Raw genomic sequence first — 17180 nt, 5'->3', positions numbered from 1 at the left:
CATGACCGGCGATACCACCGTCCAGCCGGACAGCTGGGAAGGTTCGCTCCCCCACTTCTCGACCGTGGAGAAGCACAGCCGCATCACCGTGCCGGCCTCCCAGCCATCGGAGACGCTGCGATTCTTCGCTGTGCTGACGTTCATCCTGTGGGTGCCGATCGCGGTCGCGGCCGCCTTCTGGTTTCGCAGCCTGCACAGCCACGACCAGCCGAGCCACGGCCCGTCACCATGGTTGGGCATCGCCGCGATCATCGGTTCGTTTCTGCCGGCCATCCTGGCGAGCATCGTTGCCGACGAGGCCCGCGACACGTTCGGGCAACGCAGGACCGGCAATTGGATCGCCCTGATACCTACCTTGGCCGGTGTCGCGGTCGGATTGCTCGGCGCCGCCCTGTGGTTCAGGGATTTCAGCGGCGGGGTCGTCGCCCTGGCCAGCGTGGCCTGTTCCGCCGGCGCGGCGACCGCCACCCTCGCGGCGTGGCGGGGTGTGCGATACATCCGGCGGCGCCAACACCGGATGGCGACCCTGCGCAGTCATGGTGTTCGCTCACCGGGCGTGTTGAGCAACGTGGAATTCCTGAAGCGCTGGACCGCCGAGGACCCGCAGTTCAGCGTCACCGTCACATTCGAGGGGCCGGCCGGGCGCCGAGTGGTGACCGCCAACATGGTGGCCGCTCACGCCCGGGTTCCGCTGGCGGGGTCCCACGTCGTGGTCTTCAGTGCGCCTCGCGACGCCGATGACGATGTCCTCATCGAACTCGACCCCGCCAACCCGCCCAAGTTCGACCGCGATCCCGGCGGCCGGTACCGCAAGCCGAGCGGGACCTAGCCGTCGCGCTTGGCCAACTCCCGCAGCACCAGATCCGTTGCGTCCCAATCCATGCACTTGTCGGTGACCGACTGACCGTAGGTCAGCGGGCGGGCGTCGGGCGACTGCGCACCGGCGATCAGGAAGCTCTCCAGCATCACCCCGCTGACCGGCAACCCGTCCCGAACCAACTGGGCGACCTCGGCTGCCACCGATGCCTGACGGATGTGATCCTTGCCGGAATTGGCATGGCTGCAATCGATCACCACACGGCCTGGCAGCCCGGCACCGGCCAGCTTGGTCGCGGTCTCGGCCACCGCGTCAGCCCCGTAGTTCGGTCCGCCGGTGCCGCCACGCAGGATCACATGGCAGTCCTCGTTGCCCACCGTGCTGACCAGCGCGCCCCGGCCCATATCGTCCATACCGAAGAAAACATGCTGAGCTGCAGCAGCTTTCACGCCGTCGACGGCGACCTGGATGTTGCCGTCGGTGCCGTTCTTGAACCCGACCGGCATCGACAGGCCCGACGCCAACTGGCGGTGCACCTGCGACTCGGTGGTGCGAGCGCCGATCGCACCCCAGGCGACGGCGTCGGCGATGTACTGCGGGCTGGTCGGCTCCAGGAACTCGCACCCGACCGGCAGCCCGATGTCGATGATGTCGAGCAGCAGTTGGCGGGCCACCCGCAGGCCACGCGCGACGTCGTAGGTGCCGTCCATGCCCGGGTCGTTGATCAGACCCTTCCAGCCGATGGTGGTGCGCGGCTTTTCGAAGTACACCCGCATCACGATCTTGAGCTGGTCTTTGAGCTCGTCGGCCACCTTGACCAACCGGCTGGCGTACTCCAGCGCGGCGGCGGGATCGTGCACCGAACACGGACCGACGACCACCAGCAGCCGGTCGTCCCGGCCGGCCAGGATGTCGGCGATCTGGTCGCGGTCGCGGGCCACCCGCTCGGCACGCCGTTCCCCGAGCGGGAACTCGGACAGCACGTCGTGCGGGCTGGGAATCGCGCTGAAACTGCGGACCCGTCGATCCGATGTGGCGGGGGCGTTGGCGATCTGCGCCAAATTCATTTTCAGGTGCCTTCCTGGTGGTGGGCACCTGTCAGAGGTCCGGCGCCCTGTAACGACGAAAGGCAGCGACCGATGGTCACTGCCTGGGCTCCGGGTGGATGCGTGCTTAGTGCTGCGCTTTATCGGCTCCGCCCGGAGCCTTGATAAAGCGCCAATAGCTGGCACACACACCGATAGTCACGTCGGCCAGGCTACACCACGGCCGCACGCAGTCCACAACCGGGCGTTCACAGGCGTGGTTTGTGACCGCGACCTACGATCCTGAACATGCCGCTGAGCGCACGGATGCCCGAGCTGGCAGCGTTCGAAGTGCTGCTGTCGATCGCGCGCACCGGCAGCCTCGGCGCCGCCGGCCGGGAACTGGGCCTCACCCAGCAAGCGGTATCGGCCCGCCTGGCCTCCATCGAAGCCCAAACCGGGGTGCGGCTGGTGCAGCGCAGTCCCCGTGGCTCGCGGCTGACCGCGGCCGGGGCGGTCGTCGCCGAGTGGGCCGATCAATTGCTCGATGTCGCCGGACGCGTGGACGCCGGATTGGCCGCGATGCGCAACGAAAGCCACAGCCGGATCACCGTCGCGGCCAGCCTGACGATCGCCGAGCAACTCATGCCACGGTGGTTGGTGTCGCTGCAGGCCGACGCGGCACGCCGAGGCGTCGCCGCACCGCAAGTCATCCTCACCGCGACCAACAGCGATCAGGTGATCGCCGCGGTGCGTGACGGGTCCGCCGACCTCGGGTTCATCGAATCCCCTGGAGCCCCAGCCGGTTTACGCAGCCGGGTGATCGCCCATGACGAACTGGTGACCGTGGTGCCGCCGGAGCACAAGTGGGCACGCCGGTCGGCACCGGTGGACCCCGGCGAACTCAACGCGACCGCGCTGGTGTCCCGCGAACCCGGTTCGGGCACACGGGAAGCCCTCAGCTCCGCGCTGCGGTCCACGCTGGGCCCCTCGAGCCGGCAAGCCGATCCGGTGATCGAACTGTCCTCTGCGGCCGCCATGCGCGCCGCGGTGCTGGCCGGTGCCGGACCGGCCGTGATGAGCAGGCTGGCCGTCGACGACGACCTCACCCTCGGCCAGCTGTGCGCGGTGCCCATCACCGGGCTGGACCTGTGCCGGGAACTGCGGGCGATCTGGTCGGGAGGCCGCACCCCACCGGCGGGGGCGGTGCGCGAGCTGCTCGGTCACATCGGGTCCCATCAACACCGCCGAGAGTGACGCAAAGGTCGTTGCCGCGAAGGATCTACGAGCCCTGCGTCGCACTCGGCGCCACCTTTGTGCATCAGCCGCGCAGCAGCCGGCCGGACCGCACACCGCGCATGGTGTTGGTGGCGACCGTCGCCCAGGCGCCCAACAACAGCACGTACAACGCGACCGCAAGCCAGGAGATCGCAACGGCACCCGTGGCCGCGCCCAGCGCGGAGGCACCCGTCACACACGTACCCACCGGGAAGGTGAAGCTCCACCACGTCAGGCTGAACGACAACCCCCGTCGCGCGGCATGCACGGTCAGCGCCGCCGCGAGGCAGAACACGAACGCTCCGAAGCCCCCCATCACCAGGCCGTACACGATGCCGAAGGCGCGCAGGGCCGACACCGTGGCGGGGTCGGTGAGCACCGAACTGGCATGGGCGGCCAGCAGATTGGCCGCGGTGATCGACTGGCCGACGACACCCAGCACGATCCACACCGTGGGGACCGCCTGCACCTGGCTGAAGCCGCCGTGCATGAGCCGCGAATACACCATGGTGGTGGTGATCAGTCCGGCCAGCAGGCTCAGGCCGAACATCGCGTAGCAGGCCACCAACAAGGTCATTCCGGCCTGCCCGGGTCCGAGATGCGACAGCAGCAGGGCGCCGGTGGAGGCCGAGACCATCGGCGACACCACCGGCATCATCCAGGCCGGGACCGCCTCGACGTCGGCATGATCCTCACGGGTGATCATCGCGAACGGAAGCCACAGGGCAACAACCAATCCCAGCGCCGTGCCCGCGGTCCACAGCATCACGTCCAGGGCCAGCGCCGCGGCCGGACCGATGATCGGGGGGCCCAGCAGCAGCGCCCCCGCACCGACAGTGAGCAGTGCCATGGCCGGTGCGCCGTAGAACTGACCCACCACCTGATGGGCGGCATAGGCCTTGGCCTGCTCGCGATGGCGGATCCAGTGCACGGTGAACGCCGCGGTCAGCACCACCAACACCGTGCCTGCGAGGATCCACACTGCGGTGGCGAATCCATGTAGGCCGGGCAGCTGCAGCGGCAGGGTGGCGGCGGCGGTCGCGACGATGCCGGTGCCCATCACCGAAGCGAACCAGTTCGGGGTGATGTGCCCGAAGGCCGAACCCGCACTGTCCAATTCGGCCAGCAGCGCGGTGTGGAACGGCCTCTCCGCGGTATAGGGCGCGGTACACGTGGTCACCTCACCAATGCTGGTGGTCGGTTCCGATCACCGGTAGGCGCCGCGATGTTGTGGCGTCACAATGTGGGCTTGTGACTCAGACGTAGCGGTTACGGCCGGCGAGCGCACCCGCCACCATCTGCACCAGATAGACCGCCAGAACCATGACGAACGGCGCGGTCCAGCCCGCGGACATGTCGTGGAGCAACCCGAACGTGAACGGCCCCACGCCGGCCAGCAGGTACCCGAAGCCCTGGGCCATCCCCGACAGCCTCGCGGTGTCCTCGGCGTTGCGTGCCCGCAGCGCGATCACCGTGAGCGCCAACGAGAACACGCTCATCCCGATGCCGACGAAGAAGCTCCACAGCAGCGGCGCCGCTCCCGGATCGACGAGCAGACCGATCATGCCGACCATCCCGATCACGCCGAGGCCGACGATCCACCCGCTCTGGTTCTTCTGCTTGGCCGCCAGCGGCGGCACGATCAGGCTGATCGGCACCGCGAGGATCGACACCAGCCCGAGCAACAGGCCCGCGTCGGTCTTGCTGACCCCGTTGTCGATGAACACCTCGGGTAGCCAGCCCATCACCACGTAGGCCAGGAACGACTGGCAGCCGAAGAACAACGTGATGGTCCAGGCCAGCGGACTGCGCAACAGGGACCGTGCCGAACTCCCGGAGGTGGCTTCCTCGGTGCGGGCCTGACTGATACCCCGAGAGCCGACGAGCCAGAACAGCAGCGCGACAACCGCCACCAGCGCCCAGGAGCCCAGCGCACCGCGCCAGCCGCCGAGCAGAGGCTCCAGCGGCGGGGTGACCGCGGATCCCAGCGCGCCGCCGCCCTGCAGGGCAGCCGTGTAAACACCGGTCATCAGACCGATCTGGGCGGGAAACGAACCCTTGATCACCACCGGGATGAGCACATTGACCAGCGCGATGCCGCCCGTGGCCACCAGCGTCCCGCCGATCACCACGTAGGGGCCGTCGAGCACGCGGACCACCAGGCCGATGCTGAGGATCACCAGGGCGATCGAGATCGCCCGGCCCAGCCCGACGCGGCGGGCCAACCAGGGCGCGGTCAGGCCCGCGGCGGCAAAACACAGCCCGGGCAGCGTGGTCAACACGCCGGCCCAGACGGCCGAGGCGCCGAGAGATTCACGCATCTCGCCGAGGACCGGTCCGATGCTGGTGATCGCCGGGCGCAGGTTCAGCGCCGTCAGGATCACCGCGACGACCAGGAGCGCTCCGCCTGCCGCCATCGCACCGGGACGGACCTCTACCGCACCGTCCAGCTCGAGCTCCAGATCGTGCTCGTAGCTGTCCGTGGATTCGTTGCGCAGGGTCCTACTCACCCGGCTATGATGCCATACATCCTATGATTGGATGAAAGGCCGAGAAAGGAAGGGCCAAAAGTGCCTCTGGCCACAACACGGCGCACGGGCCTGGTCGACCAGGTCATCGAGCAGTTGCGCACCCTGGTCACCTCGGGCGAATGGCCGGTGGACAGCCGGATTCCCACCGAACCCGAACTGGTCGAGGCGCTCGGAGTCGGGCGCAACACGGTGCGGGAAGCCATTCGGGCGCTGGCACACAACGGCATTTTCGAAGTCCGCCAGGGCGACGGCACCTACGTGCGGGCCACCAGCGAGGTGTCGGCAGCGCTGCGCCGGCTGTGCGGATCCGAGCTGCGCGATGTGCTACAGGTCCGGCGCTGCCTCGAGGTGGAGGGTGCCCGGCTGGCCGCGACCGCCCGCACCGAAGAAGACCTTGCCGAGCTACGCGCTCACCTGGCACACACCGACACCACCGATCACGCGCAGTTCACCCAGTCCGACACCGAGTTCCACCTGGCAGTCGTGCGTGCATCGCACAACCCGGTGCTGATCGAGATCTACCGCGGGCTACTCGAGGCGATCACGGCCAGCGTCGCGACCGCCAGCGCCGCCCCCGGCGGCATGTTCCCGCACGACGAGCTGGTCGAGGCGATCGCTGCCGGAGATGTGGAGCGCGCCGCACGCGAGGCCGCGGGCTTCCTCGACGAGCTCCTGGCGCGGACACCGATTCAGGATTGCTGAGCCGCCGTCAGGTCAGAACGGCGCATCCTCCACCCGGGCCGGCCTGAGCGGCAGCCGCAACAACAGCCGTGCACCGCCCAGTGGACTCTCCAGCAAAGCCGCTGTGCCGCCGTGCAATTCGGCCTGCTGAGCCACCAGGGCCAAGCCCAGCCCAGATCCCGAACGCGACGCGGTAGTGCCGCGGGCGAACCGCTCGAACACCTCGGCGCGCTCGGCCTCGGGCACCCCTGAACCGTTGTCGTCGACGACGATCTGCACGTCATCGGCCGAACTGACCGCACTGAGCCGGATCTCGGTGGCACCACCGTGTTTGACGGCGTTGGCGATGGCGTTGTCGATCACCAGACGCAGGCCCGCGGGCATGCCGAGCATCAGCACCGTCGGAGAGGGCATCAAGGTGGCCCGCAAGCCCGGGTAGGTGCGCAGCGCGTCGTGGGCCGCGCGATCGAGCAGTTCGGTGACATCCATCGGCACGAAGTCCTCGACGGTGGTCAACTCCCCCTGCGCCAACCGCTCCAATGCGGTCAGGGTGCCCTCGATGCGGCTCTGGGTACGCAGCACGTCGCCGATCACCTCTTGACGCTGCTCGGCGGTCATGTCCAGGGTGGACAGCACCTCCAGGTTGGTACGCATCGCCGTCAGGGGGGTGCGCAGCTCGTGGGAAGCGACAGCGGCGAAGTCGCGGGCCGATTCCAGCGCGGCCTTGGTGCGCTCCTGCTCATTGCCGATGCGCGCGAGCATGCCCTCGACCGCCTCGGCGATCTGCACGGCCTCCCGTACACCGCGCACCTGCACCTCATCGGGTTTGGACTGGGCGTTGATGGCACGTGCCTGCTGCGCGAGCAGGCGGAACGGCGTGATCATCACCAGCGAGATCATCCAACCCACCACGATGGTGCTGCCGATGACGCCGCCACAGATCAGCAACACCCGCAGGTGCAGCTCGTCGATCCGGCGCTGCGTCTCGGCCAGCGGTGCACCGAGTGCGATGCTGGCCGGCCCGGCAGTGAACGTCCGCACCCGGTACTCGACCCCGTCGATCGTGGTGTTGGCATAGCCGTTTTCCAGTCTCGGCAAGACGATGTCACTGGGGACCGAGACGCTGACGCCGCCGATGTGCGCGGTGCGGACCAAGCCACCGTCGTCATGCGTGGAGTTGTCCGCCGCACCTTGCTTCGTCGCACTGAGCAGCGTGCTCACGTCGCCGAGGCTGCTCAGCGAATCCAGGCGCCGGTCGAGCTGGCTGTACTGGTCATTGGTGACGCCGATCCACACCCAGGTTCCCAGCGTGATCACGGTGACCACCACCGACAGCGCACCGACGATGACGATCGTGCGCAGCGACAGCACCCGCATCACCGGCCGCAGCACGGGCCGCAACAGGTTGAGCACGCGCTCTTCAAGATTCACCGGCGCTATCTTGCCCGATCCGCGAGGGCGGGTCCCCGGGCACCGCGCCACCCCCCACTCGCCGCCGTCAACTTGTGGTTGACGCATCAGCATCGTCAACCTAGGGTTGACGCATGGTCCAAAACGTCACCCTCACCAACCCCGTCCGCCTCGACGACCTCATCAGCGCAATCAAGAAGGCCCATACCGAACCCCTCGAGCAGTTGATCGACGCGATGATCGCCGCCGATGCCCTCGGCGACATCGCCGACCACCTCATCGGACATTTCGTCGACCAAGCGCGGCGCTCAGGCGCCTCCTGGACCGACATCGGCCAGGCAATGGGTGTCACCAAGCAAGCCGCCCAGAAACGCTTCGTCCCCAAGGTCCCCGATTTCGACCCCGCCGCGCTCGACCCGAGTGCCGGATTCGGCCGGTTCACCCCAAGGGCCAGAAACGTCGTCGTCGCCGCGCAGAACACCGCCCACGCGGCAGGCAATGCCGAAATCGCCCCCGAGCACCTACTGCTGGCCCTGTTCGCCGAACCCGACGGGATTGCCGCCAAACTCCTTGTGAGTCAAGGCATCACCGAAGAAGCCGCTCGTGCTGCCATCACCCTTCCGCCACCGGCAGGCGAGGTTCCGGCACTGATCCCGTTCAACGGGGGCGCCAAGAAAGCGCTGGAACTGACGTTCCGGCAAGCACTTCGACTCGGCCACAACTACATCGGCACCGAACACATCCTGCTCGCCCTGACCGAGGCCGAGGACTCCGACGGGCCACTGCACCACCTCGGTGCCGACCCGCAGCGGTTCGAGACCGAACTGGCCGAAGCACTGGCACCGTTCATGACGACGGCCGAGGACACCGAAGGGGAATGAGCCGGGAATGAAAGCGGTCACCCATCCGTAGAACCAACCGTGATACTCAACGACGCCGCACGCGAACTGATCGGCGCAGGGGCCGACGCCACGCTCGTCACGCTGAACCCGGACGGCAGCCCACAGGTCACCCTCGTCTGGGTGGCGTTGCAGTCCACTCCCGACGGTGACGAGCTCGTCACAGCACACCTGTCCGAACACAAGAAGGTCCGCAATGTCCGCCGCGATCCCCGTGTCGCGGTGACGATCCTCGACCCGGGCCGGGTGGGCGAGGTGATGCGCCCCTATCTGGCGATCACCGGCACCGCCCGCATCTTCGAAGGCGGCGCACCGGAACTCCTCAAGGACCTGGCGCAAACCCTGGCCGCTCCCGACGTTTCGTTCCCGCCGAAGGATGCGCCGCCGGGGTGGCTCACCCGCATCCGGATCGACAAGGTCGGCGGCGTCGGGCCGTGGGTGTCCTGACCCAACCGGCTGTAACACGTTTCAGTCTGTGCGATCATGCCTGGCATGCCTCGCTGGTTTGCGCTCATGTTCACGGCCCTGGTGGTGTCGGTTACCGCCTTTGTGGCTCCGCCGGCGGCCTCGGCCGAAGGCACACCCATCGGCAACATCGGCCAGACCCTGCGGGTGCAGACCGACAACGGCATCGTCGCCGACGTCACCGTGCACGACGTGCTCGCCAGCGACGTTCCGCCAGGCTGGGGCTGGAATGGTTCGCCCCGCTGGCGCGCCCAGGGCGGCCCGTGGCGGGCCCCGGTCACGGTGACCACCATCGCTGCGCCCAACCCGTACGCGATGGCACTGGCGTTCACGTTCAACGGCGTCACCCCTTACGCCGACGCGTACGAGCCCAAGCACACCGATGCGCCCAACCGGCTCGAAGCGGCTCTGCGCAACGCGCCCCCGGGCGCCACCGTCAACGGCGACGTCTACTGGGACGTCTACCGCGCACTGGTCACCAATGTGGTGTTGACCGACACCAAGTCGGGAAAGCACCTGGCGCAATGGAATCTGTGGCAGCCGGGCGCTCCCCTGCCGTGATCACCGACGAGCGGCCGCGTACGGAGCCATGCAGGTAGCGCCCGCCACGGCAGCTGATCTTCCGGAACTCGCCGCGGTCGCGGCCGCCACATTTCCCTTGGCTTGTCCCCCGTCGGTGACCCCGGAAAACGTCGCCGCATTCATCGCCGAAAACCTGTCCGAGGAACGCTTCGGCGAGTACCTCACCGATCCGAACCGGATCGTGCTGGTGACGCGGGAGGATTCGATCACGGGATACGCCATGCTGATCCACGGTGTGCCCGACGACCACGATGTCCAGCGGGCGGTGACTTTGCGGCCCGCACTGGAACTGTCGAAGATCTACGTGCTGCCCGGCCGGCACGGCGAAGGTGTGGCCCAGGCGTTGATGTCGGCGGCCCTGGAGGCCGGGACCGAATCCGGGGCCGGCTGCATGTGGCTGGGGGTCAACCAGCACAACCACCGCGCCCAGCGCTTCTACACCAAGAACGGCTTCACCATCAGCGGCACCAAGACCTTCCGGCTCGGCACCCGCACCGAGGACGACTACGTGATGACCCGGCCGGTCTAAACGGTCCTCTGCGCCGCGGCGGTCAAGGCGAGCAGCCGCGAGGTGGCCCTCAGGTACTTCTTCCGGAACCCACCGGCCACCATCTCCGGACTGAAAATGGTGTCCAGCTTGGTCCCTGACGCCAGCACCGGAACACCCGCGTCGTACAGGCGGTCGGTCAACGCCACGAGCCGCAGTGCCACACTCTGATCCTCGATCGGATGCACCCCGGTGATGAACACCTCGGTCACCCCTTCGACCAAAGCGTGATAGCGCGACGGGTGCATGGTGGCCAGATGCGCGCACAGCGCATCGAAGTCGTCGAGCGTCGCGCCGTCGACACCCTCGGCCCGCTGTGCCACCTCCTCATCGGAGAGCGGCTCGGGCGCCGGCGGCAGATCGCGATGCCGATAGTCGGGGCCCTCGATGCGGACCGTGGTGAAAATCTGGGCCAGCGTGTTGATCTCGCGCAGGAAGTCCTGCGCGGCGAACCGGCCCTCACCCAACTGTTCGGGCAGGGTGTTGGAGGTGGCCGCGATCGACACCCCACGCTCCACCAACGCCGAGAGCAACCGCGAGATCAACGTCGTGTTACCCGGGTCGTCCAGCTCGAACTCGTCGATGCACACAACGACATACTCGGAAAGCAGGTCGATGCACTCGTTGTAGCCGAACACCCCGGCCAATTGGGTCAGCTCGCCGAACGTCGCGAACGCCGCCGGATATCCCGCGGCCGCCTCGTCCTTGGAAAGTGTGTAATAGGTCGAGGCCAACAGGTGGGTCTTGCCGACGCCGAACCCGCCGTCCAGGTACAACCCGACCCCGGGCAGCACCTCGCGCTTGCCGAACAGCTTCTTCTTGCCGGCCCGCCTCAGCGCTGCCTGCTCACAGAAATCGCGGCACGACTGCACCGCGGCGGCCTGAGACGGTTCGGACGGGTCCGGGCGATAGCTGTCATAGCTGACGTCGGCGAACGTCGGCGGCGGAACCAACTGTGCGACCAGCCGCTCGGGCGTGACGGTGGGATGACGATCGGCAAGATGAGCGACGCCGCTGGACCCGTGCATGGAGGCAGCGTAACGACGTGCTCCAATTCAGTTCATGTCCGATGACACCGCCGGAACAGACCTGACCGTGCTGGGAAATGTCGACAAAATCACCGACGGCCGGCTGGCCGATTACTACGCCTATCCCGATGACCTGCAGAGATGCTGGGTTCGCGGCAACATGATCAGCAGTCTGGACGGCGGCGCCACCGACGACGGCAAGTCCGGCGGACTGGGCGGTCCGGGTGACCGGGCTGTGTTCAATCTCATGCGCCACACCGCCGACGTCATCCTGATGGGCGCCGCCACCGTACGGATCGAGAACTATTCGGGCGTCCAGCTGACGGTCGCACAACGCCAGGAGCGGCAACGTCGCGGCCAGGCCGAGGTGCCGCCGATCGCCGTCGTCACCGCGTCGGCCGATCTCGAGCATGACGCCAAGTTCTTCACCCGCACCGAGGTGGCACCACTGATCCTCACCGCCACCAAGACCGTCGGCGAGGCACGGCACCGGCTGGGTACCGTCGCCGAGGTACTCGACGCCTCCGGTGCCGATCCAACCCGAGTGGACCCGGCGGTGGCACTGCGAATCCTCGCCGAACGCAAACTCTTCCGGGTGTTGACCGAGGGCGGTCCCCAACTACTGAGCCTGCTGATCGAGCAGGACCTGCTCGACGAGTTGTGCCTGACGGTGGCTCCGATCCTGGTCGGCGGCGTGGCACGGCGCATCGCCACCGGCCCGGGCCAGGCACACACCCGGATGCGGCCGTCACACCTGCTCACCGATGACGACGGCTACCTGTACACCCGCTACGTCCGCGGGTAGATGCGCCGACGAGCGCTGGCGCGAGGAGCATCGGCACTGTCTGTCGCTACTGTGGTCAGCATGCGTCATCAGCTGGTGAAAGCCCTGAGAAGGTCCGCGGTCGCCGCGCCCGTTCTGTCACTGGGAGTGCTCACCGCTTGCGCACCGCTGTTCGCCGCAGATCCGCGGTATGCCACCGATTCCGGCGCTCACCCGCAGGGACAACCCGTGAGCACGTCGGCGGCCCCACCCGGTCCGCCCGGCATCGAAGCCCCCAAGAACGACCTGTCCTGGCGCGACTGCACGCCTCGGGTGTTCAGCGGGGCCGGCGTGCAACCGCCCACCGGCGTCACGCTGGACTGCGCGACCTACGACGCCGATCTCGACCCGATCAGCGGGGCCACCGGCACGGTCAGCATCGGCGTCGTGCGGGCCCGCTCGACGCAGACCCCGCCCGACGCCGGCCCGCTGGTGATGACCACCGGGACCGACATCCCCACCTCGGTGCAGCTGCCGACCTGGCTGGCGCGCTCGGGAACCGACATCCTCAAGACCCATCCCATCGTCGCCGTGGACCGGCGCGGCATCGGCATGTCCGACGCACTCGATTGCCGCGACGTCTACGACCGCCAGGAAATGCAGGACCAGACCCAGTTTCAGGCCGGCGACGATCCGGTGGCCAATCTGCGCGAAGTCACCATGACCGCCACCACCAGTTGCACCGACACCATTGCCCCGGGCGACTCGGCTTACGACAACGCGCATGCCGCCGAAGACCTGGAGCGGCTGCGCAGCACCTGGGACGTGCCCACCCTGGCCCTGCTCGGTGTCGGCAACGGCGCCCAGGTGGCCCTGGCCTACGCCGGTTCGCACCCCAACAAAGTGTCGCGACTGGTCCTGGACTCCCCGCTGCCGCTGGCAATCGGCGCCGAGGCGGCTGCCGAGCAGCGGGTCAAAGGCCAGCAGGCCGCACTGGACGCGTTCGCCGCGCAGTGCGTGGCCACCAACTGCCCACTGGCGCCCGACCCCAAGGGTGCCGTCGACTCCCTGCTGGCCGATGCGCGCGCCGGCCGAGGGCCCGCCGGGGCCTCGGTGGCCACGCTGGCCGACGCCATCACCACCGGAATGGGCTTCCCTCAGGGCGACCGGCTGGCCGCCACCAACAATTTGGCGACCGCACTCGCCGCGGCTCGCGCCGGTGACGCCGGCCCGATCTCGGGCTTGATCACCCAGGCCGAAAACCTGCGCCAGACCGACGGCCAGTTCGTCAACTCCTGCAGCGACGCGCTGAACCGACCGACCCCGGACCGCGTTCGCGAACTCGTGGTCGCCTGGGGCAAGCTCTACCCGCAGTTCGGCGCGGTCGGCGCGCTGAACCTCGTCAAATGCCTCAACTGGCCCAGCAGCACGGCACCGAAAGACCCGAAGGACCTCAAGATTCCGGTGCTGCTGCTCGGCGTGCGCAATGACCCGATCGTCGGCAACGAGGGCGTCGCGGCCGTGGCCGCGACCGTCATCAACGCCGGCTCCAACAACCGTCGGGTGATGTGGCAAGGCGTCGGCCACGGGGCCAGCATCTACACCGCGTGCGCATTGCCCCCGCTGACCGGTTATCTCGACAGCGGCAACCTGCCCGAGACCGACACGTACTGTCCTGCCTGACGCCGGGCGCGATCGGCGTCGGTATAAGGTTCGCTGGTGGCCGAAGCAGAATCCCCGACCAATGCCGCCAGAGTCGGTCTTCTGAATATTTTCCGTCCCCGCACCTCTGCGCCGAGCACCGCCACGGTGCTGCGCTCGGTGCTGTGGCCGCTCGCGATCCTGTCGATCATCCACCGCAGCTACGTGCTGGCCACCAACGGCTACATCACCGACGACTTCGGTCCGGTGTACCGCGCGGTGTCCAACTTCCGGCGGCACTGGGCCATCTACAACGAGCATTTCAGCTACGTCGACCCGCACTATCTGTACCCGCCCGGCGGCACGTTGCTCCTGGCGCCGTTCGGCTTCCTGCCGGAGTTCGCCTCCCGGTTCTGGTTCGTGGCGATCAACGCCGTGGCCGTCATCATCGCGGCCGCCGTTCTGGTGCGGCTCTTCAAGTTCTCGCTCACCTCGGTTGCGCTCCCGGCCCTGCTGCTGGCCATGTTCTGCACCGAATCCGTCACCAACACACTGGTTTTCACCAACATCAACGGCTGCATTCTGCTGGGTGAGGTGCTGTTCTTCTGGTTCCTTCTCAAATCCGGCAGCCGCAACGAACTGCTGGCCGGGGCGGCGATCGGCCTGACGCTGGTGGTGAAACCGTCGCTGGCGCCCTTGCTCTTGTTGCCGTTGCTCAACCGTCAGTGGCGCACGATGATCACCGCGTTCGGGGTACCCCTGGTGTTCAACGCGGTGGCCTGGCCGCTGTCCGCGGACCCGATGGGCTTCGTGCGCAACACCGCGCCCTACATCCTGCAGACGCGGGACTACTTCAACTCCTCGATCCTGGGCAACGGCATCTACTACGGGTTGCCGATGTGGTTGATCATCGTGTTCCGGGTGGCGGCGGTGGTGCTGACGGTCATCAGCCTGTGGCTGCTGTACCGCTACTACCGCGAACGCGACCAATTGTTCTGGATGCTCACCTCGTCGGGTGTGCTGCTGATCGGTTCGTGGCTGGTGCTCGGACTCGCTCAGGGCTACTACTCGATGATGCTGTTCCCGTTCCTGATGACGGTGGTGCTACCGAACTCGGTGATCCGCAACTGGCCGGCGTGGCTGGCGGTCTACGGGTTCATGACCATGGACCGCTGGCTGTTGTGGAGGTGGCCCACCACCGGCCGGTTCCTGGAGTACATGAAGATCACCTACGGCTGGTCGCTCATGCTGGTCGTGGTGTTCTGTGTGCTGTATTTCCGTTATCTGGACGCCAAGCAGGACGGCCGGCTCGACGATGGCATCGACCCGCCGTGGCTGAGCCGGGCCAAAGAAGCCGAATCAGTCTGAGGTGAACTGCATGACCTGTCCCGCCAGCCGGGTCCGGGTCCGCATCGCCAGACCGTGCCGCGCACACACCTGATCGAGTTCGTCGGGATTCACCAGCCGAAACGGTGACCGGTCCAGCCGGTGGATCGCCGTCGCCATCGGGGTGCGGGTCAGGTCGTAGCCGGTGAACACCCCGCCGGGCCGCAGCACCCGGGCGATCTCGGCGATCGCCTGCTCCCACTCGACGATGTGGTGCAGCATCAGGCAGCTGAGCACCGAATCGAACGAGTCGTCGGCGAACGGCAGGTCGGTGGCGTCCGCGCCGCGCACGGTCACCTCCGGATAGGACTGCAGCCGCTGGGCCGCGGTACGCACCATCACCGGGTCGAAATCGGTCGCGGTGATGGCAAGCTCAGGATTGGCCCGCCGCAGGCGCTCCGCGATATCTCCACTGCCCGAACCGATTTCGAGAACATCACGGCCCAGTCGATCCAGTGGAATGCTGCCGAACACCGCCTTGCCGGTCCCGCCGCGCCACAACGCGGTCTGACAGAAGGCACGCTCGATCTGTGACATTGCCGGCATCTGAGCTCCCTTGTCTTGGTGGACTTCCAGCATGGCCGATCCGTGACGGACGCAGCTTGTACAGATCGGCCGTATGAGAGATTGAGCGGGTGAGCGGCGATCGCGACGGGGCATGGTCGGGCGCGGTGGCGGTCGTCGCGGGCGCGCTCTGCTACACCGGCACATTGTCCGACGCGCGACCACACCACCACGTCGCCGCGCAGGTGGTGCGGGCCTTCGCGGGTACGTTCGAGCTGTCCGATGCGCGCGGACGCCGCGCCGTCACCTCGGCCGCTGTCATTCCGCCCGGAGTTGACCACGGCATCCGCATTCTCGAACCCACCTCCGGTGTACTGGTCTTCCTCGACCCGACCGTGTTCGGCCGCACCGGCCCCGTCAGTGACGATGTGGCCGAGTGGGTGTCGGCCGGCCGCCAACTGCCCTGCTGGACAAGCCCGCTACCTCCAGAACAACTACTCGACGAGCTGATGGCCGCACCGCCCGACGGGTATGCCCGGCCGACGGCGGACATCTGGCATCCCAGCGTGCTCGCCGCGGTCGAGCTGATCCCGCGCCTGCTTCCGGGCCAGGTCCGGCTCACCGACGTCGCAAGACAGGCGGCCCTGTCCCCGGGGCGACTTGGCCGGTTGTTCAATGATCAGGTGGGACAGTCGATTCCGACGTACGTGCGCTGGGCACGGTTGCGCTGCGCCGTCGAGGCGGTGCGGGATGGCGCGTCACTCACCGACGCGGCACATGCGGCCGGGTTCACCGACAGCGCACACGCCAATCGGGTGTGCCATGAGATGTTCGGCCTCTCGCCGAGTGCGGCGAGCCGAGACCTGGTGTGGGCGTAACGGCGGTCTGCCCGGGATCGGTGGCGCTGACCACCGAGCAGAACGTAACTTGGGGATATGACAACCGACGGCCCCAAGCTGCAGCTCACCGACGACGAGTGGCGCGAGAAGCTGACCCCCGAGGAGTTCGCGGTGCTGCGCCGCGCGGGCACGGAGCGGCCCTTCACCGGCGAGTACACCGACACCAAGACCGAGGGTGTGTACGAGTGCCGGGCCTGCGGTGCCGAGTTGTTCCGCAGCACCGAGAAGTTCGAATCCCATTGCGGCTGGCCGTCCTTCTTCGATCCGGCCGATTCCGCTGCGGTGATTCTGCGATCGGACACGTCATTGGGGATGCGCCGTGTCGAGGTGCTGTGCGCGAACTGCCACAGCCACCTGGGGCACGTGTTCGAAGGCGAGGGGTATCCCACCCCGACCGACCAGCGGTACTGCATCAACTCGATCTCACTGAAGCTGGTGCCCAAAACGGAGTGACGCCCCTGCAGCCGCTCCAACAGCGGGCCATCTTGGCCCAGCAGGTTGACCCCACCGCGCCCAAACCGATTGCAGGCCCATCCCATCAGGACGTTGTCACGCCATCCGAGTGCCACGCATCCCAATGTCACGCATCCCAATGTCACGCTAATGGGGAGGGAACGGCGGATCTTCGAGCGGTGTGGCGTGGTTGGGAGGACGCTGTTTAACCGAGCCGCCGGCCGGTGAGCGTTGAGTTACGCCGAAGCGATGGTCGACTTCTAACTCCAGA

The 17180-nt window shown here is 67.5% G+C and carries 18 protein-coding genes; 12 read left to right on the top strand and 6 right to left on the bottom strand.

Going from position 1 to position 17180, the window contains the following annotated elements; translation table 11 throughout:
* Position 1 precedes the first annotated feature (1 nt).
* Positions 2-829 (top strand): cytochrome d ubiquinol oxidase subunit II, encoded by an 828-nt coding sequence (locus E0T84_RS26640; RefSeq protein WP_138745988.1) that lies wholly within the window; start codon positions 2-4, stop codon positions 827-829.
* On the opposite strand, the gene E0T84_RS26635 is transcribed toward E0T84_RS26640, so the two are convergent.
* Positions 826-1884, bottom strand: coding sequence for a 3-deoxy-7-phosphoheptulonate synthase (locus E0T84_RS26635; protein WP_138745987.1), 1059 nt, complete (start codon positions 1882-1884; stop codon positions 826-828). The genes E0T84_RS26640 and E0T84_RS26635 overlap by 4 nt on opposite strands.
* Positions 1885-2151: 267 nt before the next feature.
* On the opposite strand from E0T84_RS26635, the gene E0T84_RS26630 reads away from it, so the two are divergent.
* Positions 2152-3099: a LysR family transcriptional regulator gene (locus E0T84_RS26630; protein ID WP_138745986.1), complete on the top strand. Its 948-nt coding sequence runs from the start codon at positions 2152-2154 to the stop codon at positions 3097-3099.
* A gap of 64 nt (positions 3100-3163) precedes the next feature.
* Here E0T84_RS26630 and E0T84_RS26625 read toward each other — a convergent pair whose 3' ends face one another.
* Both E0T84_RS26625 and E0T84_RS26620 read right to left on the bottom strand, forming a co-directional pair.
* Positions 3164-4300, bottom strand: a complete 1137-nt coding sequence (locus E0T84_RS26625) for a TDT family transporter (RefSeq protein ID WP_371726377.1) — start codon at positions 4298-4300, stop codon at positions 3164-3166.
* 76 nt (positions 4301-4376) lie between these two features.
* Positions 4377-5630 carry a CynX/NimT family MFS transporter gene (locus tag E0T84_RS26620; protein ID WP_371726376.1) on the bottom strand — a complete coding sequence of 418 codons (1254 nt, stop codon included), beginning with the start codon at positions 5628-5630 and terminating at the stop codon, positions 4377-4379.
* Between the two features lie 60 nt (positions 5631-5690).
* Between E0T84_RS26620 and E0T84_RS26615 the strand changes: the two genes are divergently transcribed.
* A complete protein-coding gene (locus E0T84_RS26615; RefSeq protein WP_070943968.1) occupies positions 5691-6353 on the top strand; it encodes a FadR/GntR family transcriptional regulator in 663 nt (220 codons plus the stop codon).
* A gap of 12 nt (positions 6354-6365) precedes the next feature.
* Here the strand turns inward: E0T84_RS26615 and E0T84_RS26610 are convergent, their stop codons facing one another.
* Positions 6366-7709 carry a HAMP domain-containing sensor histidine kinase gene (locus tag E0T84_RS26610; protein ID WP_070185652.1) on the bottom strand — a complete coding sequence of 448 codons (1344 nt, stop codon included), beginning with the start codon at positions 7707-7709 and terminating at the stop codon, positions 6366-6368.
* Between the two features lie 167 nt (positions 7710-7876).
* On the opposite strand from E0T84_RS26610, the gene E0T84_RS26605 reads away from it, so the two are divergent.
* From E0T84_RS26605 to E0T84_RS26590, 4 genes are read left to right on the top strand one after another with little or no spacing between them, the layout of a single operon-like run.
* On the top strand, positions 7877-8623 hold the full coding sequence (locus E0T84_RS26605; RefSeq protein WP_138745984.1) for a Clp protease N-terminal domain-containing protein: 747 nt from the start codon (positions 7877-7879) through the stop codon (positions 8621-8623).
* Between the two features lie 39 nt (positions 8624-8662).
* The gene (locus E0T84_RS26600; protein WP_138745983.1) at positions 8663-9088 is read left to right on the top strand and encodes a PPOX class F420-dependent oxidoreductase; all 426 of its coding nucleotides are present in this window, start codon (positions 8663-8665) and stop codon (positions 9086-9088) included.
* 45 nt (positions 9089-9133) lie between these two features.
* Positions 9134-9667: a hypothetical protein gene (locus tag E0T84_RS26595; RefSeq protein WP_138745982.1), complete on the top strand. Its 534-nt coding sequence runs from the start codon at positions 9134-9136 to the stop codon at positions 9665-9667.
* Positions 9668-9695: 28 nt separating this feature from the next.
* The gene (locus E0T84_RS26590) at positions 9696-10217 is read left to right on the top strand and encodes a GNAT family N-acetyltransferase (RefSeq protein WP_138745981.1); all 522 of its coding nucleotides are present in this window, start codon (positions 9696-9698) and stop codon (positions 10215-10217) included.
* On the opposite strand, the gene zapE is transcribed toward E0T84_RS26590, so the two are convergent.
* Positions 10214-11263, bottom strand: coding sequence for a cell division protein ZapE (gene zapE, locus E0T84_RS26585; RefSeq protein ID WP_138745980.1), 1050 nt, complete (start codon positions 11261-11263; stop codon positions 10214-10216). The two genes, E0T84_RS26590 and zapE, sit on opposite strands and share 4 nt — an antisense overlap.
* Positions 11264-11297: 34 nt before the next feature.
* On the opposite strand from zapE, the gene E0T84_RS26580 reads away from it, so the two are divergent.
* From E0T84_RS26580 to aftC, 3 genes are read left to right on the top strand one after another with little or no spacing between them, the layout of a single operon-like run.
* Positions 11298-12068, top strand: coding sequence for a pyrimidine reductase family protein (locus E0T84_RS26580; protein WP_138745979.1), 771 nt, complete (start codon positions 11298-11300; stop codon positions 12066-12068).
* Positions 12069-12128: 60 nt separating this feature from the next.
* Entirely contained in the window at positions 12129-13709 is a 1581-nt protein-coding gene (locus E0T84_RS26575; RefSeq protein WP_171055192.1) for an alpha/beta hydrolase, read from the top strand.
* A 33-nt stretch (positions 13710-13742) separates the two neighbouring features.
* Entirely contained in the window at positions 13743-15035 is a 1293-nt protein-coding gene (aftC, locus tag E0T84_RS26570; protein ID WP_070185648.1) for an arabinofuranan 3-O-arabinosyltransferase, read from the top strand.
* Here aftC and E0T84_RS26565 read toward each other — a convergent pair.
* On the bottom strand, positions 15027-15599 hold the full coding sequence (locus E0T84_RS26565) for a class I SAM-dependent methyltransferase (protein ID WP_138745977.1): 573 nt from the start codon (positions 15597-15599) through the stop codon (positions 15027-15029). The genes aftC and E0T84_RS26565 overlap by 9 nt on opposite strands.
* Before the next feature lie 89 nt (positions 15600-15688).
* Between E0T84_RS26565 and E0T84_RS26560 the strand changes: the two genes are divergently transcribed.
* Positions 15689-16435 carry an AraC family transcriptional regulator gene (locus E0T84_RS26560; RefSeq protein WP_138745976.1) on the top strand — a complete coding sequence of 249 codons (747 nt, stop codon included), beginning with the start codon at positions 15689-15691 and terminating at the stop codon, positions 16433-16435.
* A gap of 57 nt (positions 16436-16492) precedes the next feature.
* Positions 16493-16909: a peptide-methionine (R)-S-oxide reductase MsrB gene (gene msrB, locus E0T84_RS26555; RefSeq protein WP_138745975.1), complete on the top strand. Its 417-nt coding sequence runs from the start codon at positions 16493-16495 to the stop codon at positions 16907-16909.
* Positions 16910-17180 lie beyond the last annotated feature (271 nt).

The sequence above is a fragment of the Mycobacterium sp. DBP42 genome (assembly GCF_005924235.1).
GTDB lineage: Bacteria > Actinomycetota > Actinomycetes > Mycobacteriales > Mycobacteriaceae > Mycobacterium > Mycobacterium syngnathidarum.
Note: the sequence above shows the minus strand (reverse complement) of the source record. Positions and strands in the feature narration are given on the sequence as shown.

Bases quoted from the DNA above. Each gene is read 5' to 3' on its own strand.
- E0T84_RS26640 (WP_138745988.1), top strand. From the start codon at position 2: ATGACCGGCGATACCACCGTCCAGCCGGACAGCTGGGAAGGTTCGCTC.
- E0T84_RS26635 (WP_138745987.1), bottom strand. From the start codon at position 1,884: ATGAATTTGGCGCAGATCGCCAACGCCCCCGCCACATCGGATCGACGG.
- E0T84_RS26630 (WP_138745986.1), top strand. From the start codon at position 2,152: ATGCCGCTGAGCGCACGGATGCCCGAGCTGGCAGCGTTCGAAGTGCTG.
- E0T84_RS26610 (WP_070185652.1), bottom strand. From the start codon at position 7,709: ATGCGGGTGCTGTCGCTGCGCACGATCGTCATCGTCGGTGCGCTGTCG.
- E0T84_RS26605 (WP_138745984.1), top strand. From the start codon at position 7,877: ATGGTCCAAAACGTCACCCTCACCAACCCCGTCCGCCTCGACGACCTC.
- E0T84_RS26595 (WP_138745982.1), top strand. From the start codon at position 9,134: ATGCCTCGCTGGTTTGCGCTCATGTTCACGGCCCTGGTGGTGTCGGTT.
- E0T84_RS26590 (WP_138745981.1), top strand. From the start codon at position 9,696: ATGCAGGTAGCGCCCGCCACGGCAGCTGATCTTCCGGAACTCGCCGCG.
- zapE (WP_138745980.1), bottom strand. From the start codon at position 11,263: ATGCACGGGTCCAGCGGCGTCGCTCATCTTGCCGATCGTCATCCCACC.
- E0T84_RS26580 (WP_138745979.1), top strand. From the start codon at position 11,298: ATGTCCGATGACACCGCCGGAACAGACCTGACCGTGCTGGGAAATGTC.
- E0T84_RS26575 (WP_171055192.1), top strand. From the start codon at position 12,129: ATGCGTCATCAGCTGGTGAAAGCCCTGAGAAGGTCCGCGGTCGCCGCG.
- E0T84_RS26565 (WP_138745977.1), bottom strand. From the start codon at position 15,599: ATGCCGGCAATGTCACAGATCGAGCGTGCCTTCTGTCAGACCGCGTTG.
- msrB (WP_138745975.1), top strand. From the start codon at position 16,493: ATGACAACCGACGGCCCCAAGCTGCAGCTCACCGACGACGAGTGGCGC.